Source organism: Methanohalophilus portucalensis, assembly GCF_002761295.1.
GTDB lineage: Archaea > Halobacteriota > Methanosarcinia > Methanosarcinales > Methanosarcinaceae > Methanohalophilus > Methanohalophilus portucalensis.
The window spans coordinates 525,850-551,288 of record NZ_CP017881.1 but is presented as its reverse complement, the minus strand read 5'-3'; the positions used below and the strand labels follow the sequence as shown (position 1 = coordinate 551,288).

Annotated in this window: 24 protein-coding genes; 12 read left to right on the top strand and 12 right to left on the bottom strand. The window is 42.9% G+C overall.

Features of this window, described 5'->3' with window-relative positions; genetic code table 11:
* Nucleotides 1–54: 54 nt before the first annotated feature.
* Both BKM01_RS02925 and BKM01_RS02920 read right to left on the bottom strand, forming a co-directional pair.
* Entirely contained in the window at nt 55–879 is an 825-nt protein-coding gene (locus tag BKM01_RS02925; protein ID WP_072360060.1) for a LamG-like jellyroll fold domain-containing protein, read from the bottom strand.
* Nucleotides 880–1,131: 252 nt separating this feature from the next.
* A complete protein-coding gene (locus BKM01_RS02920; protein WP_072360062.1) occupies nt 1,132–2,736 on the bottom strand; it encodes a BCCT family transporter in 1,605 nt (534 codons plus the stop codon).
* A 415-nt stretch (nt 2,737–3,151) separates the two neighbouring features.
* Between BKM01_RS02920 and BKM01_RS02915 the strand changes: the two genes are divergently transcribed.
* The gene (locus tag BKM01_RS02915) at nt 3,152–4,525 is read left to right on the top strand and encodes a monomethylamine:corrinoid methyltransferase (protein WP_072360064.1); all 1,374 of its coding nucleotides are present in this window, start codon (nt 3,152–3,154) and stop codon (nt 4,523–4,525) included.
* 65 nt (nt 4,526–4,590) lie between these two features.
* On the opposite strand, the gene BKM01_RS02910 is transcribed toward BKM01_RS02915, so the two are convergent.
* Complete coding sequence (locus BKM01_RS02910) at nt 4,591–5,235, bottom strand: diacylglycerol/polyprenol kinase family protein (RefSeq protein ID WP_072360066.1); 645 nt, start codon at nt 5,233–5,235, stop codon at nt 4,591–4,593.
* A gap of 240 nt (nt 5,236–5,475) precedes the next feature.
* Between BKM01_RS02910 and BKM01_RS02905 the strand changes: the two genes are divergently transcribed.
* Entirely contained in the window at nt 5,476–6,834 is a 1,359-nt protein-coding gene (locus BKM01_RS02905) for an alpha/beta hydrolase family protein (RefSeq protein ID WP_072360068.1), read from the top strand.
* 228 nt (nt 6,835–7,062) lie between these two features.
* Here the strand turns inward: BKM01_RS02905 and BKM01_RS11005 are convergent, their stop codons facing one another.
* The 5 genes from BKM01_RS11005 to BKM01_RS02880 form a co-directional block, all read right to left on the bottom strand.
* Entirely contained in the window at nt 7,063–7,563 is a 501-nt protein-coding gene (locus tag BKM01_RS11005; protein WP_072360074.1) for a type IV pilin, read from the bottom strand.
* A 14-nt stretch (nt 7,564–7,577) separates the two neighbouring features.
* Entirely contained in the window at nt 7,578–7,778 is a 201-nt protein-coding gene (locus tag BKM01_RS02895; protein WP_072360076.1) for a DUF5371 domain-containing protein, read from the bottom strand.
* A 179-nt stretch (nt 7,779–7,957) separates the two neighbouring features.
* The gene (locus tag BKM01_RS02890) at nt 7,958–9,115 is read right to left on the bottom strand and encodes a formate--phosphoribosylaminoimidazolecarboxamide ligase family protein (RefSeq protein WP_072360078.1); all 1,158 of its coding nucleotides are present in this window, start codon (nt 9,113–9,115) and stop codon (nt 7,958–7,960) included.
* Between the two features lie 67 nt (nt 9,116–9,182).
* A complete protein-coding gene (locus BKM01_RS02885) occupies nt 9,183–9,797 on the bottom strand; it encodes a stage II sporulation protein M (RefSeq protein ID WP_072360080.1) in 615 nt (204 codons plus the stop codon).
* 1 nt (nt 9,798) lies between these two features.
* On the bottom strand, nt 9,799–10,650 hold the full coding sequence (locus BKM01_RS02880) for a DUF63 family protein (protein ID WP_072360082.1): 852 nt from the start codon (nt 10,648–10,650) through the stop codon (nt 9,799–9,801).
* A gap of 124 nt (nt 10,651–10,774) precedes the next feature.
* On the opposite strand from BKM01_RS02880, the gene BKM01_RS02875 reads away from it, so the two are divergent.
* The 10 genes from BKM01_RS02875 (at nt 10,775) to BKM01_RS02830 (ending at nt 20,485) form a co-directional block, all read left to right on the top strand.
* Nucleotides 10,775–11,836, top strand: a complete 1,062-nt coding sequence (locus BKM01_RS02875) for an NAD(P)-dependent glycerol-1-phosphate dehydrogenase (protein ID WP_394328892.1) — start codon at nt 10,775–10,777, stop codon at nt 11,834–11,836.
* Between the two features lie 25 nt (nt 11,837–11,861).
* Nucleotides 11,862–12,305, top strand: coding sequence for a UPF0179 family protein (locus BKM01_RS02870; protein WP_072360084.1), 444 nt, complete (start codon nt 11,862–11,864; stop codon nt 12,303–12,305).
* 39 nt (nt 12,306–12,344) lie between these two features.
* Nucleotides 12,345–12,971: a DUF2150 family protein gene (locus BKM01_RS02865; protein ID WP_072360086.1), complete on the top strand. Its 627-nt coding sequence runs from the start codon at nt 12,345–12,347 to the stop codon at nt 12,969–12,971.
* A gap of 142 nt (nt 12,972–13,113) precedes the next feature.
* Nucleotides 13,114–13,545, top strand: coding sequence for a sirohydrochlorin nickelochelatase (gene cfbA, locus BKM01_RS02860; protein WP_072360087.1), 432 nt, complete (start codon nt 13,114–13,116; stop codon nt 13,543–13,545).
* 18 nt (nt 13,546–13,563) lie between these two features.
* Nucleotides 13,564–14,898: a coenzyme F430 synthase gene (cfbE, locus tag BKM01_RS02855; protein WP_072360089.1), complete on the top strand. Its 1,335-nt coding sequence runs from the start codon at nt 13,564–13,566 to the stop codon at nt 14,896–14,898.
* Between the two features lie 15 nt (nt 14,899–14,913).
* Entirely contained in the window at nt 14,914–16,023 is a 1,110-nt protein-coding gene (gene cfbD, locus BKM01_RS02850; protein ID WP_072360091.1) for a Ni-sirohydrochlorin a,c-diamide reductive cyclase catalytic subunit, read from the top strand.
* A 1-nt stretch (nt 16,024) separates the two neighbouring features.
* A complete protein-coding gene (cfbC, locus tag BKM01_RS02845) occupies nt 16,025–16,822 on the top strand; it encodes a Ni-sirohydrochlorin a,c-diamide reductive cyclase ATP-dependent reductase subunit (protein ID WP_072360093.1) in 798 nt (265 codons plus the stop codon).
* Nucleotides 16,823–16,830: 8 nt separating this feature from the next.
* Nucleotides 16,831–18,276 (top strand): Ni-sirohydrochlorin a,c-diamide synthase, encoded by a 1,446-nt coding sequence (gene cfbB / locus BKM01_RS02840; protein ID WP_072360095.1) that lies wholly within the window; start codon nt 16,831–16,833, stop codon nt 18,274–18,276.
* A 67-nt stretch (nt 18,277–18,343) separates the two neighbouring features.
* Nucleotides 18,344–19,396: a tRNA-intron lyase gene (gene endA, locus BKM01_RS02835; RefSeq protein WP_072360097.1), complete on the top strand. Its 1,053-nt coding sequence runs from the start codon at nt 18,344–18,346 to the stop codon at nt 19,394–19,396.
* Nucleotides 19,397–19,471: 75 nt separating this feature from the next.
* Nucleotides 19,472–20,485: an AI-2E family transporter gene (locus BKM01_RS02830; RefSeq protein WP_072360099.1), complete on the top strand. Its 1,014-nt coding sequence runs from the start codon at nt 19,472–19,474 to the stop codon at nt 20,483–20,485.
* Between the two features lie 3 nt (nt 20,486–20,488).
* Here the strand turns inward: BKM01_RS02830 and BKM01_RS02825 are convergent, their stop codons facing one another.
* The 4 genes from BKM01_RS02825 to hcp form a co-directional block, all read right to left on the bottom strand.
* Nucleotides 20,489–21,148 carry a PHP domain-containing protein gene (locus tag BKM01_RS02825; protein ID WP_072360101.1) on the bottom strand — a complete coding sequence of 220 codons (660 nt, stop codon included), beginning with the start codon at nt 21,146–21,148 and terminating at the stop codon, nt 20,489–20,491.
* Nucleotides 21,149–21,204: 56 nt separating this feature from the next.
* Nucleotides 21,205–22,461: a GTPase HflX gene (gene hflX / locus BKM01_RS02820; RefSeq protein ID WP_072360103.1), complete on the bottom strand. Its 1,257-nt coding sequence runs from the start codon at nt 22,459–22,461 to the stop codon at nt 21,205–21,207.
* Nucleotides 22,462–22,491: 30 nt separating this feature from the next.
* Complete coding sequence (locus BKM01_RS02815; protein ID WP_072360105.1) at nt 22,492–22,899, bottom strand: DUF2209 domain-containing protein; 408 nt, start codon at nt 22,897–22,899, stop codon at nt 22,492–22,494.
* Nucleotides 22,900–23,195: 296 nt separating this feature from the next.
* Entirely contained in the window at nt 23,196–24,815 is a 1,620-nt protein-coding gene (gene hcp, locus BKM01_RS02810; protein ID WP_072360106.1) for a hydroxylamine reductase, read from the bottom strand.
* Between the last annotated feature and the right edge of the window lie 624 nt (nt 24,816–25,439).

Below are 25,439 nucleotides of genomic sequence, written 5' to 3'. Positions count from 1 at the left end.
AGACAACAGGTTGCCGCCCACAAGGCGGTTTTTTTTTAAATTAGTTACAGGCTATCAGTTTCCTATGGACCGAATCTCGGCCTGTGAAAGGGCACGGTTGTATATCTGCACCTCATCGATGCAGCCGATGAATTTACGGGCTTTAGAGGGAGTATCTGTACCAATGTATAGTTTCCCTCCATTACTTGCCGTGATAGGGCCTGATAACTCATCAGAACCCACCATATTTCCATTAATATAAAGAATCATTTCAGAACCATTATATGTGCCTGCAATCTTGTACCAATCGTTTATAGCAGGACCATCATCAGATTGAACATATTTATTGCCCCCTCGATCAATTGCAAATTCAAAATCAGTATTTGGAGAAAGAAGAGAATTTCCATGCTGAAGCCTATATGCAGCATTCCACTCACCTATGACATCTTTGCAAACAATGTTTGCCCATTTATCCCCGTCTGCCGGATCAATCGTCCACTTAACATAGGCCACAAGCGTGATCTCATCCGTGATATTCAGTGATTCCGAAGAAGGCACTTCCACATAACTATCCCCATCCAGCTGGATTGCCTGACCGGAGATCCCATCAGTAAAACTGACATCATCAACAGCAGAACCATCATTCCCATTACCAGTAACATCCTCATAGTTGCCTTCAAAACTCCAGCGGGCCACAAGGCCATCAGGAAGGGTTTCGGAATTTATGTCCTGCTCGGTAATCTCCTTGAACCGCTCGTAGTGGTCATCAGGCGTATCAACAGAAAGAGCCTGTGTGCCAATAACCGCAGCCAGTACGACTACAATCCCGACCATCAGGATTGTACCAACTACCGGAGCAAGGCCATCCGCATCATTGCAAAGATTGTTTTTAAAAGACATGTACAATTAATAACAAATAATTAGATTACATAAATATATTTCCTCGGTCGAGCAATATTGTCAATAAAAAATGAGTGGCATTGAATTCAGGGCATACACAAAACTGAGGTTTCGGGGAAAAAGAGAAAAGTGGTTGCTGCATGTGCTGCAACGGGTGCATAGATAAAGATTTATGATGAAATGAAAAACAAGAAATTAAAGGGATGATGTAACTTCCATCAAATCATCCCTTAAACGATCGGATATCAGTTCTCACTCTTTGTCCTTTTGATTGTCCCGTGTTCTAATTTCATTAATTGTTGCCCTTAATTTAGCCCTCTCCAACGGCAGCGACTCTTCCTGCAGTTCCATAAATAATGCTTTCAATAAGCAATAGAGCATCAAAAGCATAACTATCATGAAGGGGAATCCTCCGACTACTGAAGCTGTCTGGAGGGCACCCAGTCCGCCAGCGAGTAGAAGAACTGCTGCAACAGCTCCTTCAAGACTACCCCATATAATCCTCAGTGGAAGCGGAGGATTGGGGTTGCCTTTAGAGGTCAGCATTCCTATGACATAAGTACCCGAGTCAGATGAAGTTATGAAAAAGATGGCTACTGAGAACATTGCAACTGCAATAAGGATATCAGAGAAAGGGAAAAAACTAAGCATGCTGAAAAAGCCCAGTGCAGAATCAACTTCAACAGCTCCAGCAATTCCACCGGCTCCGAAATGCTCGATGAACAGAGCAGATCCTCCAAATATACTGAACCATACCATACTGACAACTGTAGGAGCAAGCATTACCCCTACAACAAAACTTCTGATTGTCCGGCCCCTTGAAACCCTGGCAATGAAGGATCCAACAAATGGTGCCCAGGCAATCCACCATGCCCAGTAGAAGATAGTCCAGGAATCCCCCCAGCCTTCAGCTCCTACTCCGGCAGGATCTGTTCCAAAGGACATCTGGAGCAAGTTTTGCAAATATCCTCCTACTGAATGAGTAAACAGCTCAAGGGTAAATAGCGTTGGTCCAAGAATGAATATCAGAATCATTAAAAGAGCTGCCACACCCAGATTGATCTGGCTCAGCCATTTAATGCCCCGGTCAATACCGGATGCTGTGGACATTATCGCAAGAATCGTAACAACAGTAATTATCATTACCCATAATGTAGGTCCGCTGGAATAACCAAATAATTCCTCAAGCCCGGCGCCTATCTGCATAACCCCTAAACCAAGAGTTGTCGCAATACCAAACAGGGTTGCAAGGACACCAATGGTATTAACAGCAATACCCCATTTTCCATCAATACCTTCTCTTCCCAGTATAGGTTCCAGTGTAGAACTCAATAACATTGGCAATCCTTTCCTGTAGGAAAAATATGCTAAGGAGCCCGCAACCACAGAATAGATTGCCCACGGATGGAAGCCCCAGTGGAAGAAAGAATACCTCATGGCGGCATGCAGGGATTCAGATGTATTGGGTTGTTCATAGAGTGGCCACATATAATGCCATATCGGTTCTGAAACACCCCAGAAAAGCAGGCCAATCCCCATTCCGCAACTGAAAAGCATGGCAAACCATGATAGATTGGAATAAGCAGGTTTTTCATAGTCCCCACCCAGTTTTATATCCCCAAGCGGACTTAGCATCAAATATACAATAAGCAATAAAAAAATACTGCCACCAAATAAGAAAGACCAGCCAAGATTTGCGACCATCCAATTAAAGGTGAAATCCATATAAACTCCGAAACGCTCCGGAAAGACCGTCCCGGCTAAAACAAATGCAAAAGCTAAAAATAACGATACCAATAGTGTCGGTGTCTTTAAAGTGTCTGAAAAGTCTGTAAGCCCTTTTTGCATTTTTCTCATTACATGCCTCCTTTGATAATGATAAGAACCATGAACAAATTTAAATTTTCATATATTTAGTCGTAAAGGTTCTGTTTAAACTAACAATAACAAAAGTGTTTGATTTACATTATTTTATATCAAATGTGACCAAAAACACTTTGATTTTACGCCTTAATTAAACTATAAAGTATCCTTCCATTATATATCTAACTTTTAGAAGTAGAGACTTTACATGAAAAAAGTTCAAATTATTCTTACTTTTATTTAAGGCAATATATTTAAAATAATTATTTTAAAATATTTATTACCTAAACCTTGTATTCTATAACTTTGTAAACAATTAATTTTGTTTAGTAATATTTTGAATGTTGTTTGTAGATTATCAGTTATTGATATAAGGGAATAAGTAATAGAAATATAGGAGGTATACTACATGTCAGACATATATAAATATCTAAGAAACTCTTTTTCAGGTGAAGAAAAAAGTGAAGATACACATAATGAAGATGTTTTAAAATTATCCAATGAACTGGCTGCTGATTATGATATAATAAATGATGGCGAAGAATTCATACCATACGAACTTGATATGGCAGATGCTGTTTTTTCAGCCGCTATCGAACTTCTGACAAATGTAGGAATATACTGTACTGATACAGGCAGAACTATCCAGGTAAATAACGATGAAATATTGAAGTCTCTTGGAACACCCAACGCTGTGGATATCGGGAGATTCAAGGAAAAAATAAATGTTGTCAGCAGGACAGAAATGGATTGCAAGCCCCCTGTAATTATAGGAGGACCAATGGGTGGGAAGGTTTCTGAAAAAAATTTCCTGAATATCCATATCAGTTCTGCGATTGAGCCTATAGTCCAGGGGATCTATCCCGGATGCATGCAAACAATCAATGACGGTCCTATAAGAACCAATACTCCAGAGGAAATGTTTGTAGCTTTAGAAGAAGCAAGACTTGAAAGACTGGCTACAAAAATCGCCGGCAGGGAGGGGTTGACCCTTGTAGGTCCGGCAACACCAAATACCTCACAGGCACATATGGTCGTATCTTCAAATGAGCTATATTCAAAGAATGATATTCATGAAGTCTATCAATCCGATAATCTGCAAACCGATTTTGAAACTTTTCATAAATCCATATTCCATCAGGAGCACGGGAATAATTTCATAAGCGGCCAATGTCCCATTCTGGGAAAAGATGCTATAGATTCACCAGAAGCACTGGCTATTATTGATGTTGCTGAAACCATACAATCCCGGCTGGTTACAAGTGCAAGCATACATGCCTGCGGAGCAATTGATTCGGCTACAAACTCTTCATCTACAAAAGAAATATTGTGGGCTTCAAATATTTCTTCCCTTGCGGTTTCGCGTAATATGCAACATTCTACAGCAAAATACTTCCACAACATTGCAGGGTGCTGTACCGATATGATGTTTTATGAAACCGCGGCTCAGGCCATAAGTGATACGGTTTGTGGCAGAGAAATGCTGATCGGACCTCTTGGAGGCAAAGGAGAGAAAGTTGATCATTCGACTGGCCTGGAATCAAGATTTATGGGCGAGGTGAGCAAGATGGCCCTGAATCTGGATCTGGCAGAGGCAAATGAAATTATTGAAATGCTCTATTCTAAATATGCAGATCGACTTTCAGATGCCCCTGAAGGAAAAGATTTCGAATCATGCTATGATGTGAATTCGAAATACGAAATGAAACCAACTGATGAATACATGAGTATGTATTCTGAAATCATTGGGGAAATTGATGAATTTTATCGAGGTTTGTTTTAAAAGGGCAGATGAGATCCTTCATCAATTCTTTTTTGCCATTGATGCCAATTGGAAATAAATATCATTCAACCTGTTAGAACCATCAAAAAACCTGAAAATACAGGCAATAACAAGTTGTCATTTTTTAACAGGTTGAATGCCGTTTTTATCGAGGAATCCGTTTTTATATCCCTCCCTATTACACTTTCCAGCAGCATACTTGCTGCACTTGCTACAAGTGCCTGCAGATAAGGGACAAAAAGGGCTGCTCCTAAAAAGGCGGCTGCGAATCCTGCAATTGTTCCTTCGACAGATTTCATTTTGGAATAGGGTAATTTATGTTTACCGATCTTTTTGCCCGAAATTGTTGCGATCCCGTCTCCCATGGCAGTTATAGCTATAGATGCATAAACAATGTGGGCGGGAAAAAGCAATACCGATATACCAATTCCGGTGTGCAACAAAAGTGTTGGTTTTAGAGGGATATAATTTTCATTTTGCCGACCCCAACATTTAATCATTTCAAGAACCGGCCGGTAATGCATTCTATGAAGGACTAAAAGGGACATGATCACAAGAGCATAAATTAATGCAAGTAAAACCAGAACTTCAAATGCAAAAGGTCCCGAAATATAAATAAGCGGTATGTAAAGCAGACCGGATAGTATATGTATGGATTTGCGTACCAGGTCACCTTTTAGATCTTTATCAATTTCTTGTATCCCTGCCATGTTTCAATGGTTTAAACTCAATAATTTGTAATGTACTTTGTGTTTTAGCTTCAGACCACTCCAAGCTTCTCCTTCAACCCTGCAGCCAGTATGAAAGTTGCCGTCACAAGACTGCCAATTATAAATTGATTATTATAACTTAATTAAACAATATTCTATAAAAATATAAAATCTATCACACAAAGCATAAATATATCTTTTTTCCATTTGCACCCTTTGTAAATTGCTCCGGATGATTAAATGGCTAATAAAAAACAAATTTTACTCATAACCTTTGCACTAATTGGATTAATAGGTTGGCTGGGATTCACTGCCAATGAAATGGATACAGAAGCTGACTTTGAAGTTGAACACTTACTTCTTTCTACAGGAGAAGAGCGTAAAGTAGTGGCAACTTTATATGTTCCAGATGATGCAGGCCAATTTCCAGGTGTCCTTTTTGGTGCAGGTTCCGGTACAGATCCGGCCATGTACACGAATTGGGGTAAAAGCTTTGTAAAAGAGGATATTGCCATACTTATAGTAGGCCCCACATATAGAAAATCTGAGGGAGGAGTTCCCGAGTGGGAAATAATCAACGATAAAGATATCCTTCTAAAAGAGCAAGTTGATCAGTTTAGCACTATTCTGGAGTACCTGAAAGAACAACCTCAAATCGATTCAGAAAAAATTGTCATAGGCGGGCATTCCGGAGGTGCGAACACTGCATATCACCTGGCTTATGAAAAAAGGGATGTAAACGGGGTTTTTGCTATTGCTGGCAGGTATCCTCCAGAAAATCCTGAGATCTTTCCAACAAATCTTCTTCTTGCAACAGGTGCTAAAGACACAATAGTACCCCCGGGTAAACTTAAAGAAGTAGGACTCCAGCTTACCGGGAAAGATCTGGAAGAAAATGTTCTTTATGGAAATTTTGAAGACAATACAGCTAAAAAACTAGTTATTTCCGAAAATTCCAGCCACCTACTCGAAACCTTTGATGAAAATATTATGCAAGAATGCATAAACTTTACACTTGCAAGTTTACAAAAAGAACCAATTAATTCTCAAATTAATGTTATTACAATAGATTCCGTGCTTTCAAAGTTAGCTGCAGGCCTTTTATTTTTAGTTTCATTTATCTTCCTGGCCAGTGATTATATCAGATCCGGAGATTACAGTAAAACAATCCAAAATTGCCTTCCTGCAATTTATTTCCTTCTATTTTACCTAATCCTCTCAACCACCATATCCGAATATCTGAGGTTTTTGGGACCTGTTCCCTATAGATTTGAGCAATATATCATAATGGCTTTCATCACGATAATTGCCGGGGCCGGATTGATTAAACTTAATGAAAAGATTGAGTTGAACAACAGGGTTTCCTTAATTCTGGATATTGTCTTAATAGGAATTTCAATTTCCTTATTTACTCTTGTATACACTCAATTAGCCCAGTTCCAAATTGTTACCCAGGTTGCCATCGGACTGATGGTTTCCTTTTTGGTTTCAATCCCAATTTTGGCAATGAGTTATACTAAAATTCCGTTTAAGAGCCTGCTGACTTTTACTATACTTTCTTTAGTCTGGTTGGTTCCTGCGATCACACCAGTCTATTGAATTTACGCAAAACGAAACAATTTAAAGTTCGACTTATCTGAATTCGAAGTTATATTCCACGCCCTTGCTGTGGCACAAACCGAGGCGATTAATGACTTAATAAATCGAAGTTACATGACAACATGAGTCCCATTGGATTCATGGCATACGCAAAACAGGGTTTGTTGGGAAAAAGAGAAAAAGTGGTGCCGCAAGTGCTGCGGCGGGTGTAGTGTTTTAGGTTAAGGTTTATACATCGTAGTTCATATCAGCAATAAGCTGACCGGACGGTGTATGTGATACCGAAACCTTGACATCGTCTCCTTCAGAATCGATCTCAAACTGAGTATCAACTACAGGGCTTTGATCATCTCCATTCAAAATAATACCACTATTGGTGGTGTTAACATTGACTATCAACAAGTCCCCTGCCTCAAAGAAAACTTCAGAGTCATTCATTTTGGAAAATTTGGCAATTTCATCTCCCTGAGTTACAGTCAAGGTTGCTTCAGACAAATCAATTTTGTCTCCACCTTGATGGTCGATATAGATTGAAGCGTTATCGTTGGAGTTATCAAATTTAATGTCATCTGTCATCAAACTTGCCTGTGGGGATACTTCTGGGGAACCCATTCCGAATACGAACGCTGCTATAACCGCTGCGAGGATGACAGTAATGGCGACCATCAGAATGACACCGATGACCGGGGATACTGCATCGTCTCTTTTAAACATTTCTGGAATCTGCATTAAAACTCTCCTTTTCAGTATTTCTGGTTCTTTTTCTGTACGACCTTCTCTAGCTTGCGAGTCCACATTTCATCATTCATGTCGGTATACTCACACTCGAGGTAATGTTGCACTGCAATACTGAGCGCGTCCTTGGTAGAAGATTCATTACTTTTCTTCTTCAGTGCTTCGAGTTGCTCGTCCGTCAGTACAGTTTGAGCATGTACAATTTTCATTTATAACACTCCCAATATATAAATGGTGAGTATAGGATTAGTCCCCTTCTCATAATTATTATAATGGAATTATGCTATAAGAGTCTTGCTAAACAGGGGGTCGAAAAAAGAATACAAAGGTATAAATAAAATGATATTGCGGCAGCTTCGCCGCATTATCCTGTCAACTAAATTTCAGATCAGGTTACTATCTTATCCAGCTGTTCTGTTTCGATGGCCCTTCTGACCTCGTAAGCTACCCTGCGTCCCGTGCTCATGGGTTTTCTCCAAAGGGTATTGGCATAAGGGTGGCCCACGGACATGTGCACATTGGTACCGCCGCCAACCCTCGGTGCCACATCGTAGATGTAGAAGTTCAGGTCCTTGTCCACGCAGGTCTGCAGGCAGAATGGGCCGATTACACCGGGGTCATAGTATTCCCTGGAAGCATCTACGTACATCTCTGCCAGTTCGAAAACCTTCTCCAGCAGGGATTCCCTCAGGGTTGCAGTATTGTGCCCGCAAACCGTATACTCGGGTGTCAACTGGTGCTCTGCCAGGGCCATCTGCTGGGGAGCGGGCAGCCTCACATGGCCGTCCAGGCTTGTCTCAAACCTCCAGTCAATGCCCAGCAACTCGATAGGGTTCATTTCCTCTTCAAGAGGTGAATAGAACAGGTCAAAATTGAACACCGGTCCGATAACATAGCGCTCAATACGCGCCTCTGCAAGCGCTTCGCGGGTGATGACTCCCTGCTTGATTAAGGATTCGGATTTCTCAAGATACTCCTCATAACTTGAAGCCGTAAAGAATCCTCTCTCCAGTTTTTTCACAGCATGGGGCAATTTGACAATACAGAGTTCATCGATATCCTGTGGATCAGCGATCTTCTCCGGGAAAGGCATTCCCGCTTTTTCCAGCAGCCAGTAATAATCCTTTTCCAGTCCCCTTTCCTCGCTGCGCAACATATTCCTGCTACCCACAAGCGGAACTGCAAAATCATTCTCTATCTCATCGATTCCACAGTAGGAAGTAAAGGAGCGGTTGGGAATGAAAAGCACATCATTGTCCACAAGGCTTTTCTGGTTTTTCTCAAGCATGACCTCATCGAAATTATCATAGTTCACATAATCATCGACCACACCACGTACAACGTTGCCATTCTGATCCCTCTGGGCGCGGAAATAATCTGTATAGGTCTTTTCACGGCCCTTCTTGCATATGGCATGAGTGTGAAAACCCTCCTCGATAGCCCCGTCAAAAACATCAAGAGCCGAGTGGGAAGCTACTGTACCTATCCGAATATTGTCTGTATTATAATCATTAACTATATCGATGATCTCTTTCCTGTCAATCATGGGAAAATCCTCGTGAATCTTTCTTGAACATAATAGGAATCTGGAATAAAAGATTTGTTGTAAGCCCTCAGACAAGGGCAATGAAAAGGGGTGTAACGAATGTCTCGATCACTGATGCCACCAGCAAGAGAGGGGCTACAAAACGTATGAAAACAGCCACACCTGCTGTTATTTCCTGTTTTACCGATACTGTCTGGCCCCGCAGTTTGGCAAGAGTGGTCAATCCTATACGTACTCCGATAGCAACCGAGATAAATATCATCGGCAGCTCGATCAAGCCATGGGGAATTATCGCCAGTAAAACAAATGAAAGGCCCTCCTCGGCACCGGTCACATAAGCCACTGCACCCAGCACATAACCGTTATAAGCCAGGAACAAAAGCGGAATGACACCTATACTCACACCCAGCAGGATAACCGCCAGGCTTTTCAGGGCATTGTTCAGGAAAATAAAGAGCATTATCTGCAGGGGAGAAAGTTCCTTGATGATATCCACCAGGCTTTGTAACTCCTGCAGGGACATGTCAGCTGAGGCAGGATTCATGGAAGTATAAATGTAACCGGCCAGTGCCGAGATGAAAAATACAGCAACGGACAGGACAAAAAGGCTTTTCAGTGAAATAAAGTATCTCTGCAGGTCTTCAGCAACCAGAGAGCCGGGAAAAATATTATTGCGTTTCATTTCAGATACCCAGTGCCATCCTCAGTGTGTTTCTCGTAGCAGGAGACAATCCCAGTACAATAATAACCATCTTTACGAAAGTTCTTAAAGATATTGATTCCTCGCTATCGTTAAACTGGGAATCCAGCACATAGATCACCGGGATGAATATCGCAAGTTTGAGGGGATACATCACAAGTGCCGTGCCTGTCAGATCGATCAGGTAGGCAGGCACAACATGTTTTTCATAATATCCCAGCATATCAATACCGATAAATGTGGAAGATGCATCCATTAAATGAACCCAGAGAATGGTGAAATTGAGCCTGTCTGTGATCAGGCCGATTCCCTGCCAGCGTGCCAGGCCGTAGATGGAAAAAGCAACCAATGTTCCTATCACCAGAATCATGACAAGCGCATCGGGTCTTACAATATCCTCAAAATAGAGCAGGGCGTACAGGTTGGATAAAAACCACAATCCTCCTGCAGCGGCAAATGTCTTTTTCCAGTCGCCTACAACATCCAGATCATAGAGTTTTTTGGATACTACCAGACAGGCAAGTGTCACAACAAAAACCACGAAGTAGATGTTGGGAGTAATAAAGAGATATTTCAGGGGAGCACTGAATACATTGGCATCCTCAAGCACCCTGAGGGACGAACCTGCCAGGACAAAAGGAATTATGGAAAAAATGAAGCGTTCATCCACTTCAACTTTCATCCGGTCAAGCAACTTTATAACACCAAAAACACATGCACCAAGTATCAGGGCCCATGTTAGTGTATTAACCGGGTTGTAACCACTATCATAGATAATGGGATCAATATAATACTTATTTACAAATTGCAAAATCTTATCAGTAAACGTATTCATATATAAATCACAATCCGAAAAATCCCGTTGGGGCTAAAATACAGAAGAGTGCGGCGGAAAACACAATTATAGAAGAGATAGATATAATATAAGTGTTTTCACAAATAAGAGCAGGGTAATTCAATTGAACGAACTCAAGAGCAACAAATGGATGCAACTGCCCCGGGACGTTCTGGTCGGCAGCGACATGTTAGGGAAGGTGGCCGATGTATGCAGCGACCTTCAACTCGGTCGCAATGCGCTTATCGTAACGGGCCAGAAAACCCGGGGTATCGCAGGTATAAAGGTCGCAGAAGAACTTGAAGAGACCGGCAGGATTGTCCAGATCCATGTATCAAGCAGTGCTTCCATGGAAGAAGTGGAAAATGTCATGGAAATTGCCAGAGAAATGGATACAGATTTCCTGCTGGGAGTTGGCAGCGGCAAATCCATAGATGTAGCCAAACTGGCTGCTACCAGACATAATGTACCTTTCCTGAGCATACCCACAGCAGCTTCCCATGATGGCATCGTCTCTTCCAGGGCTTCCATAACACATAATGGAGAAACAACCTCCATTCAGGCAAGTGCACCCATGGCAGTAATCGCCGACACCGAAGTCATCGCAAAAGCACCATTCAGGTTACTTGCAGCAGGCTGCGGGGATATTATCTCCAATTGTACGGCAGTACTTGACTGGCAACTGGCACACAGATTACAGAATGTTACATTCAGTGAGTATGCGGCAGCTTTAGCCAGTATGACCGCAAACATTCTCATAGAATCTGCTGACTCCATTAAGCCTGAACTTGAAAGCTCGGTCCGCATCGTTGTCAAAGCCCTTGTATCAAGTGGAGTTGCCATGAGTATCGCCGGTTCATCCCGGCCCGCTTCGGGCTCGGAACACATGTTCAGCCATGCATTAAACCGCATAGCTCCAAATCCGGCCCTGCATGGAGAACAATGTGGTATCGGGACGATCCTAATGATGTACCTGCATGGCGGGGACTGGAAGGAAATAAGGGATGCCCTCAGGATAATTGGTGCTCCCACAACCGCCCATGAATTGGGAATCGAAGATAAATATATATTACAAGCGCTTGTTGAGTCTCATAAAATTAGGCCGGAAAGGTACACAATACTCGGGACCGGGATAACACCTGACGCAGCCGAGGTGGTGGCAAGGACCACCGGAGTAATTTCATGATTATTGGTCATTACAGGTGATGCTTATGGATGAAGAAGATACCATGATTACACTCATCGGAACTCAACTTGCCCGGGAAGGGGAAGAGTTCATATTTGAAGGGGAAGCTCCTGAATGCGAAAAATGCAAACTCAGGAATACATGCATGAATCTGGAAAAGGGACGCAAGTATGTAGTCCGGAAAATAAGGACAAATACCCTGCACGAATGTTTTGTTCATGAACAAGGAGCATACGTAGTTGATGTGGCAAAAGCTCCGATTGTTGCTGCCATTGATTCACGCAACGCTGTCCAGGGTTCCACTATCAGCTATAAGGAACCAAAATGTGACACAGATGACCAGGAATTATACGACCTGTTCCACCCTGCAGGAATAAAAAATGGTGATAGATGTACAGTTGCAGAAGTCATGGGAAATATTGAAAGTGACCAATGCAGCGGACATAAGAAAGTCAAACTTAAGTTTTGAAAAGGAAATCCCGATATATTTATAATGCGAGGGGCTAGAATGCCAGAAACTAGTGATAAACAGATATTTCATGAATTTTATACGGAAAAGCGATGGAACAACTGGCTTCAAAAAGTTGGAGAAAGTAATTTCAAACTTGAAGAATCCGGGGATACTCCCGAGAAGGATAGCGCTATTTTTGTGAACATGCAGGATGATGTTATTCTGGCATGCCTGAAGGTCATAGCTACCTACCAGCGTGGAGAAAATTCTGTAGAAGAAACCCTTGATATCCTCTCCAGCATCGAAGAAATAGTTCTGAAAAAGGTAGATTCCATATCCGAAGACACTGATATGATGATCGAATCGCTGCAGAATTCCTTACTGGCAACATTCGTCTCCTTTGAATGCTACCTGAACGGGGACTTTGATCAGGAATCAGAAATATCCGACCTCATAAAAGGTGCAGTCGAAGCCGAACAGGATGAAGATTTCGAGGCTGCCCTGGGATATGTTGCAAGGATAGGTGCCCTTGTACTGGATGGCAAGGAACTTCCTGGCAAAGAAATGGAAGATATGCCCTATGGCATTGTTGCCGAATGGATGGATGGAATTGATTCCATAGAAGCCGCAATGGTAGGTACTGACAGTTACAAGGAAGACGATGGAGAATACGACGTTGTCTGAACTCCAACCTTTTTGATCCCCTCCACCCTTATTTTTACTAAAAGTTCACCCTGCAAAATCGATCCGAATTATTTTTATGCAATCACTCATTCATAGGGAGTAACACAAACACCCCACTAAAGTAAGACTGGTGTTTTTTTATATGTGTCTTACACTGACAAAAAAAGAGGTATTCCACATGAGTGAAAAAATAGGAATTCTAGCAATCGGACATGGAAGCAGATTACCTTACAACAAAGAAGTAGTGACAAACATCGCCAACACCATCGCAGAAAAACATCCTGAATATGTAATCCGTACAGGTTTCATGGAAAACTGCGGCCCCTCCGTGCAAGAAGCCATGAAAGAATTCGAGGGAACCGGCGTCACCAGGATTGCAGCAGTACCGGTATTTCTGGCATCAGGCGTACATATCACCGAAGACATTCCTGAGATTCTCAAACTCGATCCCCAAACAAATGAAGGAAAATTTGAGGTCGATGGCAATGAAGTTCCCGTTGTCTATGGAAAACCCCTCGGTAACCACGAAATGCTTGCAGACCTTGTCTTTGAAAGGGCAAAGGAAGTTATCTGAAATAATTACTGAGACCACATGACAGCAGGGCAGAGACATTTCATAGTGCTTGACCTGAATCACGGTGGCCTGTTGATAAGCAGTAAACTTGCAGGCCACGGATACAGAGTAACCGCAGTGGATGTTTACGGCACACTACCCAAAGAAAAATTCTCTGGCCTGCCTGCTGAAGTAGAGGTGGTTAGTAAGCCACCTCTGCCAGACAAAAACGCTATTATAATCACACCTGTTCATCTTGACCCCACCTATCCTGTTCTTGCAAAAGCCATATCGCAGGGAAATATCATCTATTCTCACCATTACATCACCGGCCAGATCCTGCGTGAGGAAGGCATCTTCAGTCAAGCAAAAGTAATCGAGATCACCGGGGTTAAAGCCAAGACCAGTACTGCAACCCTTCTGGCCAGGATACTATCCTTTAAAGATAAAGTCATACTACATACTACCCGGGGCATAGAATACCTATCAGAAAACCAACACATCATGCTCCATAAAGGTCTCAGTATAACTCCCGCAAGCATACTTGAAGTTGTTAATATTGTCAAAGAGCAGGAAATTGAGCCATCGGTTTATGTGCTGGAAGAATCGCTGGGCACAACTGGCACGGGAGAAATGGGCATACTCACAACCCTCACCCCTGACTACAGGATCGCTTCAGACAGCAAATGGGCAAGTGAAGCCAAATTGCAGATTATGCAACATTCTGTTGTGATAATGAATCATCAGGATACCAGGCTCATAGAAAATAACACAAAGACTGAGATCATAACATTTTCTAACGACAGTCAAAAAGCCGATCTTATCAGCAGAATATCCGGAGAAACTATCAGTATCGTATCTGATGGGAAGACCATCGACTGCAAACTCCAACCAGGTTACAATCCTGAAGAATATGCAATTTCTTTTGCCGCCAGCACATGTGCCGGCCTGCGGGCAGGAGCAGACCCGCACGACATAAAGAGAACCTTTGAAGGATTTAGTGGTTTAGAAGGAAGAATGCGGCAGGTGGAGTTTCAACAAAGGAGACTAATTGATAACTCCAGTTCGGGGTTGGGTATTGATTCTGCAAGATCGGCCATTGAAATGGGACTGAATAGATCGGCAAAGAATGTGTTGATTATCGGAGAACATGCCGCACAGGTATGCGAAGGCTTTCCTCCGGAAAACGTCCAGATTCTGCTTTCAGAATACAAACCGTTCCTTGACCATGTGATCCTGATAGGCAAACGCATGGAAAACTTAAGTTCACAGAATATCATTCACAGAAAAAATCTGCAGGAAGGCCTGGAATGTGCCCTTTCGTTAACCGACAGCGGCGACACCATTATATCCTGCGTTAAATGTTTCAGGTAAAAAAGAGGAGAAAAAATGCAGCAGAAGAACCTTTCTATCATGCATCCCCGCCCGAGTTCCATAGTCGCGGCGCTGTACACTTTGAGAGACCTTAATGTAGAAGTCGCAATCCTACACGGGCCACCGGGTTGTTCTTTCAAGCACGCAAGGTTGCTGGAAGAGGACGGAATCCGGGTTGTGACCACTGCCCTGGACGAAAACGGTTTCGTATTCGGGGGACATGACCGACTTGTAGATATGTTACAGAAAGTCGAAGAAAGGTTCAGCCCGAAACGCATCGGTGTCGTCGGGACATGTGTGAGCATGATAATCGGCGAGGAACTCCATGAAGCGGTCATGGAAGCAAATCTGGATGCCCCTGTGATCGAAGTAGAGGTCCATGCAGGCTACAATGATAACACCAAAGGAGTATTGTTTGCTCTGGAATCCGCCCTTGATGTAGGAATAATCGACAGGCAGGAATTTGAAAGACAGCAACATCTTCTCAATGAAGCCACAAATGTCGAAAAAAAATACGGAGCCGCCAGCAAGGAGTATCTTGAACCTTCTCGGGGTGATGTAAAATATACTGTGGCAAAAAGAGTCATAGAAATGCTCAAAGCAGGCAAGAAAGGAATCTGCATCCTCAATGCCAAAAAAGAAACCGCCTACATGTTTGCTGATATAACGGTGGCCCTGCAGGAAGTAGCCGTAAAACTTGGTGTTGAGGACAATATTGTCAATTTCGCAAATCTTGATACCGAGCTTGGATTACCCCGGGTACGCCAGCATGCAGAACATATTCTTGCAGATATGCATGATAACGTAAAAATAGATGAAATAATAGGCGGACTGGATGAATATCCCATTGCAGGCCAGCAGGTCAGGCAACTTATAGAATCAAAATACAAAGATTTTGATTTTGCCGTGATCGCCGGTGTACCCCATGCAATACCGATGGAAGCGCTTGAAGGCATGGAACTTATATCAATCACAAATGGACCCAGGCAGGTTCATCCCCTGAAAGATATGGGTCATGAACATGTGCTTGTGGAGATAGACCTCCATCCAAAAACACTGGGCGTGACAAATATCGTGGAATCCGAATTCGGAGCTACCTTGAGACAGCTTGCCCTGGAGGAATAAAATGAATCCACAGAAAAGGATTGCAATCTACGGTAAAGGCGGCATCGGGAAATCAAGTACTGCATCCAATGTAGCCGCTGCGTGTGCCGATGAGGGTTATAATGTCATGATCATCGGATGTGACCCCAAAAGTGATTCATCCATAACCCTGCTGGGAGGAAAACGTATCCCCACTATCCTGGACCTACTCAGGGAAGGTATGGAAATAGAAAAGGAAGAAGACGTGGTTTTTGAGGGATACAAGGCAGTGAAATGTGTAGAGGTCGGCGGACCGGAACCGGGTATAGGTTGTGCCGGGAGGGGAATCATTGTTGCAATCCAGAAACTCAAGAAGATATCCCAATCCATGAAAGAAATGGACCTTATCATTTACGATGTGCCCGGTGATATCGTCTGTGGCGGATTTGTAGCCCCGATCAGGAAAGGACTGGTCAATGAGGCCTACGTCCTTACATCCGGGGAATACATGCCCCTGTATGCAGCCAATAACATTTGCAAGGGACTGTCCCGTATAAATACGAAACTTAGCGGTGTAATCTGCAACTCACGCAGTGTCAGCCGGGAAGAGGAGATAGTTAGCAAATTTGCAAATGAGATTGGAAGTGATCTGGTGGCCTTTATACCAAAGGAGCAGATAGTTCAGGACTGCGAAAGGGATGGCTATTCAGTTCTTGAAAAGGCGGGAGATACAGATATTGCCGAAGTGTATCGCACCCTTGCAAGAAATATAATGGCCAGCGATTGTGCGGTCGATCCCCGGGCACTGACAGATGAGCGGCTCAGGGAACTTACCCGGTAAGGAATTGTATGCCCGATCAAAATCTTATGGAAATGCCCCGTCTCCTGGTATCCGCAGATCGTTCCTCTTCCGGTAAAACGACAATTGTTGCCGGAATGCTGGCAGCCCTTACTGCAAAGGGATACAGGGTACAGCCATTCAAGGTAGGCCTGGACTACATTGATCCGAGTTATCATTCTGAAATCACAGGTCGGAATGCCCGCAATATAGACGGCTACCTCATGGACGAGGAAGGAATTCGTGATGTATTCACCCATGGATGTGAAACTGATGGAAAGGCAGATGTTGCCATCATCGAAGGCGTTAGGGGCCTCTATGAAGGCTTTGATAGTTTCACCGACACAGGCAGTACTGCCCAGATAGCAAAGATACTCAACTGCCCCGTAGTGCTGGTAATCAATGCCCGCAGCATCACACGTTCAGCCGCGGCCCTTGTGAAAGGTTACACCTCTTTTGATGAAAGTATAAACATTGCAGGGGTGATCCTGAATAATATCGGAAATCCCCGTCATGCAAAAAAGGCCAGTGAAGCCATTGAACACTACACCGGGATTCCCGTACTTGGAACCATCCGCAGGGATAATGCAATGCAGATATCCATGCGCCATCTGGGACTGATCCCCGCCCTTGAAGGACGCAGCCGTATCAGTGACCTGGACCAGCGAATCGGGACTATCCGGGACAGGGTGGATGAAGGAGTGGATATTGCAGAGATACTTAAAATTGCAAACTCTGCAGAACCTGTCGAAAAACCTCCAAAAACCATGTTCACATCCCGTGATATAAAAGGAAAGAGGCCTAAAATCGGCGTGGCACTGGATGAGGCTTTCAATTTTTATTATCATGATAACATCGAATTGCTCCAGCTTGCAGGTGCAGATTTGGAATATTTCAGCCCGGTCCATGATAGTAAGTTACCCGATGTTGATGGATTGTATATCGGAGGAGGATATCCCGAACTTTTTGCCCCCCAGCTTCAGGACAATGAATCCCTGCGCCTGGAGATTCGGGAAGCATCCAGATCAGGAATGCCCATTTATGCAGAATGCGGCGGGCTTATGTACCTTACAGAAAAACTCACCACTGGCGTAAAGGGTAAAGGCACATACCATATGGCAGAAATGCCCGAAGCCACCACCGAAATGGTGGGAGCATTACCCGGCCACACCCTTATGGGGCATACCCGTGTGGTTAGTTACAATAACGGCCAAATCGTAAAGGATGCGATAATAGGCAAAAAGGGTAATACATTCAGGGGCCATGAATTCCATCACTCCGAAATAAGGGACATCCCGGATAGCACGGATTTTGCCATTAAACTTTCCCGGGGCATCGGAATCAAAGGTGAATGGGACGGGATGACAGTAGAAAATACACTGGGATCCTATGCACACCTTGAAGGTGTCTCCTATCGTGAATTTGCCAGATCCTTTGTGGATTCTATAATTGAATGAAAACAACCTATAAATAAAAGTAAATCTCATTGTGCCATCGCTATTTACTGTTTACCGGGTGCTCGGCTTGATTGGAAAATTGAAAGAAGACAGGGTTGTTGCCGGCAAAGAGGCAATTGAAGAGATATATGAAACCAGTTATTACGGCAGACCCAAAAAAGGCAATTTAATACTCACTCTGGTTGAAGCAGCACACCTGCTTTACCGTGAGAAACTCGAAATTGAAACTGAAGGCGTATCACTTGGATTTGAAGAATATTTCAAGAGTGCATCCCTGTTAAACCCCAATTTTGAACTCAAATATATTGTATATAAGGACCTTCGAGAGCGTGGTTTTTACGTTCAGCCGGGAGTTGCGGACTTCAGGGTATATCCACGGGGCGGCAAACCCGGAAAATCCTCATCCAGAAGTTATGTGTATGTCCATTCGGAGAGAGTTGCCCTTCCCCTGTCCGTTCTTTTGAAAAATCTGGAATCAGCCTGTAACGTGCGTAAACAGCTCATAATTGCAGTTGTAGACGAGGAAAGTGACATTACCTATTATGAAGTGCAGGAATCAGACCCTGCAGGTAATATGGAACAGCTGTACCCTTCACTGCATACTCCTGCAACTATGCTTGAGGATCGTGTCATTGTCTGGGACGGTGAAGCTTCCGGTAAACTATACGAAAATGGTTTTTATGGAAAGCCTCTGGATCAAAAAAGACTACAGCTGTCCCTTGTAGAAGGTGCTTTCCTGCTAAAGAACAACATAATTGAAGTAACCACACGAAAAGATGACAATAAACTCAATTTTGATGATTTCTGCGAAAAAGCCGCGCATATCGAGCCGCTTTTCCAGAGGAAATACAGGGTATACGAAGACCTCAGGAACCGCAAACTCGTACCTAAAACCGGATTCAAATTCGGTACTCATTTCAGGGTATACAGCGAAGTGAAGTCCTCATCAAAGATTCCCCATTCCGAATACCTGACCCATTCGATTGGCACACAACATGAATTTTCCCTGCCGGTTATGTCAAGGGCAATCAGGCTGGCCAACAGTGTGCGTAAAAAAATGCTCTTTGCAATAGAAGCCGATGAAATACGTCATATTGATATTACACGTGTGAAAATGTAAAGGTCCGAAAACCAAGCCAAAAAAAAGGCGAGTCTATTTCAGATCACGGGAACAAACCTCAAACGTGGGTATAAGATGAAAAATGAAAAGGATGCAAAAATAGCAATCGCCCTGCTTTTTATAGCAATACTTGCAATTGCAATTACCTATGCACTGTACCCTTATATTGAAGCTTTTTTTGCTGCCCTTATTATTTATGTAATAATGAAACCCGCGCATGATTTACTGACAAAAAGGCTGAAAATCAATAACCGGGTTGCCTCTGTTGTATTGATAGTGCTATCTATTGTAATTATAATAATTCCCCTGTACTACCTTATAATCCTTCTATCCCAGCAGGTAGGCCTGGTGCTGGACATAGTAACAGCAAATATGGATATTGTCTACGGGGATTTACAAAAAATAAATGAACTGGCTCCGGCTCTGGACCTGGAACAGAAAGCATCGGATATCGTCACAACAATTGGGGGATTCGTAAGCCAGCTTGTGCTGGGAACCATTCAAAACCTGGGAAATCAGCTTATTGGCCTGATTATAATGGTTTTCCTGTTGTACTACCTGTTTACCATGGATGATAAGACACTTAGGGACATGACTTCCAATATAATCCCTTTCAGTGATAGCAACAAGGATAAATTGATGAGGGAAATGAAGAATATCATCCATTCCACAATAATAGCCACCTTTTTCATAGCAGCCATGCAGGGCGGATTACTTGCGTTCACCTTTTATCTGCTTGGCATCCAGGGAGCAGTACTATGGGGATTTGTCACACTGATTCTTTCAATAATGCCTGTTGTAGGTGCCCCTCTTGTATGGGTCCCTGCAATCATTTTCAAAGCTATAGAAGGAGATTTCTTTGCTGCTGGGGGCATTTTCATAGCAGGAATGATAATCAGTAATATAGATAATTTCCTGCGTCCTTATATTCAGGAAAAGGTAGGTGCAATCCATCCCTTTGTTTCCCTGCTGGGAATTTTCATAGGAATATACCTATTCGGACTGGTCGGTATCGTGGTTGGGCCACTAGTTCTTTCTTCCTTCCTGCTGATGTTAAGAATGTTCCATGAGGATTACATCAAAACCTGATTTTCAATTAATATTTATTTTTTTCCTGATGCCCCTGAACATCTGCCCTACCACATATTTCTGAGGTGTCAGCTTACCCCCCGGTTTTACACGGCCTGCTTTTATCGCGGAGAGGACAGAATCCACCGATTCATCTTCAACATCGATGTCAGTATAGGACCGGCCAACCATACATGGCTCATGAGCATCACTGCCTCCTACTTGCGGCAATCCCAGCCTTTCGGCAACTATCTTTGCCCTTGTATTGGCATAAGGAGTTAAACAACGGGAATTGAAAACTTCAACCGCATCCACATCCAGACCTTTCAGGTACCCGATCCCGTGAGAGGTTTTTTTGTAGGGATGAGGAATAATTACAAGGCCACCACGATCGTGTGCATATTCGATGGTGGAATGGACACTCATTGACGCAGGCACACTTTCCGATGCACCCAGCACAAGCACATGGCCTTCAGCAGAACTTACTTCCTGCCCGGGGATTACCAGTATATCCGATGCAATTTCTAAAGCCCGTCTGGCACAGGCAAAACCACCTTCAACACTGTCATGATCACATATAGCAACCCCACCCATCCCGTTTTTTTTAGCCCATTCCAGGATGGAATCAAATTGAGAATCACTATCTTTTGAAAAACAGGAGTGCACATGCAGATCGATTAACATACAATAAAGGCTATGCAATCTGAATTTATAAATCTTTGGAGGTGGTTTCAGCCGTATTAACGGAAACTTAATCTTTTTTCGAGAGATCTGGCTTTGTGATAGACCTCATTTCTGGCCTCCACGTCCATGACAACAGTATTACCATAATTTATACTGTGCACGATTCCTTCCTCAAAAAGCCAGGAAACAGCAGACATGCTTTCACCTGACATAGGCAACTCCAGGGTAAACCGTTTCCATTCAGGCAGATGGGAGTAAATAATATCCTTGAGTTCATCCAGCCCTTCACCTGTCTTTGCAGAGACCACCACTGGATTGGGAGCCAGGTAGGCGATCGATTTGAGCCGGGAGCTGAGTTCTTCGGGGGAAAGCCTGTCAGCCTTGTTGATAGCGGAGATGATTGTGGCTTTTTCTAGCTGTTCCCAGAATATTTCATGGGATACGGCGAGTTTTTTCCTAATAACATCTACCGGCTCACTGATATCCACCACAAGCAGTATAATATCCGCCCTGAATACATCTTCCAGGGTTGAGCGGAATGCATCCACCAGAAAGTGGGGAAGATCTTCTATAAATCCCACGGTGTCTGTGAGGAGGGTCCATCGGCCATTAATGTTCAGATATCTGGTGGTGGGAGAAAGGGTGGTAAAAAGCATATTTTCCACCTCCACATTTTCATCGACCAGACTCCGGAATAATGTGCTTTTTCCTGCATTGGTATAACCCGCAAGGGACAACAGGGAAAAACCTTTGGAATGCCGGTAACCACGCAGGTTTTCACTGTCCCTTTGTCCTGTGCTGAGTTCTTTTTTAATGCGACTTATACGTTTCTTGACATCCTGCTCATAGGAGTCCTCATAGCCTCCCAAACCCATAAACCCGGGACGCTCTTCCATTTTAAGCAGGGATACGATTTTCCTGGCTCTGGGAAGTTCATATTCCAGCTTGGCAAGTTCAACCTGCATACGAGAACGCCTGGTGGTGGCCCGGCTTGCAAAAATTTCCAGGATCAATTGAAACTTATCTATTACCTCACACTTGCACATCTCGGAGAGGTTATAGACCTGGGTTACAGAAAGGGGATTGTAGAATATTATTTTTGCAGGTTTTTCTGACAGGGCCAGCTCTGCAACCTCTTCTGCCTTACCTTTACCTACCTGGTATTGCCTGTCAGGATTACGGGTCTGGATCACTTCAGAGACTACATTATAATTTCCAGCCCTGGCAAGTTCCCTTAATTCAGCGAGTTTGCGTTGGTTTTCCGACTCACTGCAACGGGGAATTCTCCTCTGTACAAGAATGACATCTTTCATATGGTTTAACTCTGGATTATGAAATATAGATTATAGATTATCTTTGATTGGTTCCCATGACCGGGGATCAAGAAGTAAATTGCGACTGCTCAGGGATATATGGTGAGCGATTTCAATACCCATCCTTTCACTCAGAGATTCTGGATATTTGAAAGATGCGGTGAACATACTGTTTGAAAGCCATTCAGGCTGGTTGAAAAGATCCCCTTCCTCTGCCACTATGATAACTCCTCCCATTCCTTCAACTGTTCTTTCAATCATCTGTACAACATCCACAACCTCGGGAGGGTTGTCACTCACAAATGGTTTGATATTTACACCATGTATCTGTTTCACATGCCCTCCTGACACCGAAAGGGATACAGCGGCACATACCATCAGGTATCTGGAATTATGCCGATGCCGCCCTGATATATCTACAGCAATTATCCTTTCCATTTTAAATTCCCGATTATCTGAAGTATTCCGCCCTTAGTAAGGTTTTTAGTAATAAAATATTTGTCTTTTTAGCATGCAGACCTTGAATAGGATATTTTAAACACAGGTTAGATAGTGTCAGGAATATGAGAGAAAATGCATTGTACTTTTATTGTGTTGGTGACATGAAAATCAGCAATTTAGTCCTATTTTTTGCTGTCCACTACTATTGATGAGCCGGGAGGAGAAATTCCTCATATTAGGAAGAATTTAAAAACAGTTGACCCGGAAGGGTCCTGTCTTCACTTTTTAAGAGTTTAATTTAATAATCTTTCCATATCCTCTTCTACAGTAGTGTTCGGTGTTATGTTGAATTTATTCACCAGCACGTTCAACACACTCGGGGAAACAAAAGCAGGAAGTCTTGGTCCAAGCGTGATATCCTTTATTCCAAGTCTCAGGAGGGAAAGCAATACAAGGACTGCCTTTTGTTCATACCATGCGATATTGTAGGAGATAGGTGCATCATTGACATCTTCAAATCCAAGTCTGGCCATAAGTCCCTGTGCAATGATTACCAGTGAAAATGAATCATTGCACTGTCCTGCATCCAGTACTCTGGGAATTCCGTCAATGTCCCCCAGATTAAGTTTATTGTAGCGATATTTTGCACATCCAGCGGTAAGTATGACAGTGTCTTCGGGCAGTGCCTCTGCAAAATCTGTGTAGTACTGCCTGTCCTTGTGACGTCCGTCACACCCTGCCATTACAATGAACTTCTTAATTTTGCCTGCCTTGACAGCATTAACAATCTTGTCTGCATTGGACAATACGGTGTTGTAGGCAAACCCACCCGTAATGGTACCTTCTTCCAGTTGCACAGGAGGTTCACAGGCTTTTGCCTGCTCGATGATGGCAGAGAAGTCTTTCTTACCATCTTTAGGTACTATATGTGTGGCACCATCATAACCTACGGCTCCTGTAGTGTATAATCTGTCAATGTAGGTCTTCTTCGGAGGAACTATACAGTTGCTTGTCAATAATATTGGTCCGTTGAAACTCTCGAATTCCTGCTTCTGGTGCCACCATGACCCACCATAGTTGCCCACCAGGTGTTCGTACTTCTTGAATTCTGGATAGGCATTGGCAGGCAGCATTTCTCCGTGGGTATATACATCAACACCGGTTCCCTCTGTCTGATCCAATAATTGTTTCAGGTCATTCAGGTCATGCCCGCTTATGAGAATTGCAGGGTTGTTTCTAGTTCCGATATTGACCTGAGTCGATTCCGGATGCCCGAATGTAGTGGTATTTGCCATGTCAAGTGCTGCCATCACATCAAAACCCTTTTCCCCGCATCTCAGGACCAGCGAGATGAGTTCCTTTTCAGTCAGGCTGTCATCCGTGGTTGCCACAAGGCCTTCCTCAACAAATGAATTGACCTTTTTATTGGTATGCCCAAGCATCATAGCATGATGTGCATATGCTGCAATTCCTTTGATACCAAAGATCAACAGTTCTCTTAATGACCGGATATCTTCATCCTCTGTTGCAAGTATGCCGGTATTCCTGTCCTTGAGGTTTTCCGGGGTCACAGTTGCTATCTCGGGCAAATTGTTCTCATCAAGTGCATTGTTATCCAGGAGTTGCTGCTTTATCTCCTTCTGAAGTTCGAATCCCCTTTCAATACGTTTCTGAATACCGGTTGCTCTGAAATCGGTATTTGTTATGGTTGAGAACAATGCATCGAACATAAAATCATCAGTGCTTTTTTCAGAAATACCCGCCTTTCTTGCTTTCTGGTTGTAGAATGAAATGCTTTTAAGCACATAGATAAGATCGTCCTGAAGGTCTGCAACTTCCCCTTTCTTACCGCACATACCATTCTTAGTGCAACCTTCTCCGTTCATTGTTTCTTCACACTGATAACAGAACATTTTATCACCTTTATTTTTAATTGCGAATGTAGGTATGCAACCATTTATTCGTATGAGATTGTGGTCGCCATCTTGTAAGTTAACACTGATATATCTGAGATATGACTATTTATAGAGATAGTTTCCACTTCGATACTCAAAAACGAATACTGCTAAAACCCACTCCTCTATAAGATATGCTATCACATCTACTTAAAATGCTAGTGACAAAAATCAGATGTGATTTTATTTTCTTATGTTTCGTTCTATAATAACCCCTATAGTTTCTACTGGAATATTTTAGTCCAAATCCAATATATACAAATTATATAATGTATTTATTGTGCATTATTGTGCTTTTAAAAATTTTATTTATATTCTATGTTCCAAGCTCTTTCCCAATATTGTTGGAAAATATAATTATAGAAATATTGTGGCCAGTTCTGGATAGAGTTTTTTTATAAGAATTGGATTCCAGAAAAAGATGAAGTATAATTGGCAATCTAATATTACTATAAATCCGCTTTTATAACAATGAGTTACCCTACTAATTACTTATGCCAAAAAGTATTGGCCCTGAGTAGGGATATTGGATGGTTTTGTGTTGTTCACCAAATTTATATGTATTACAGAAATTTACTAAAC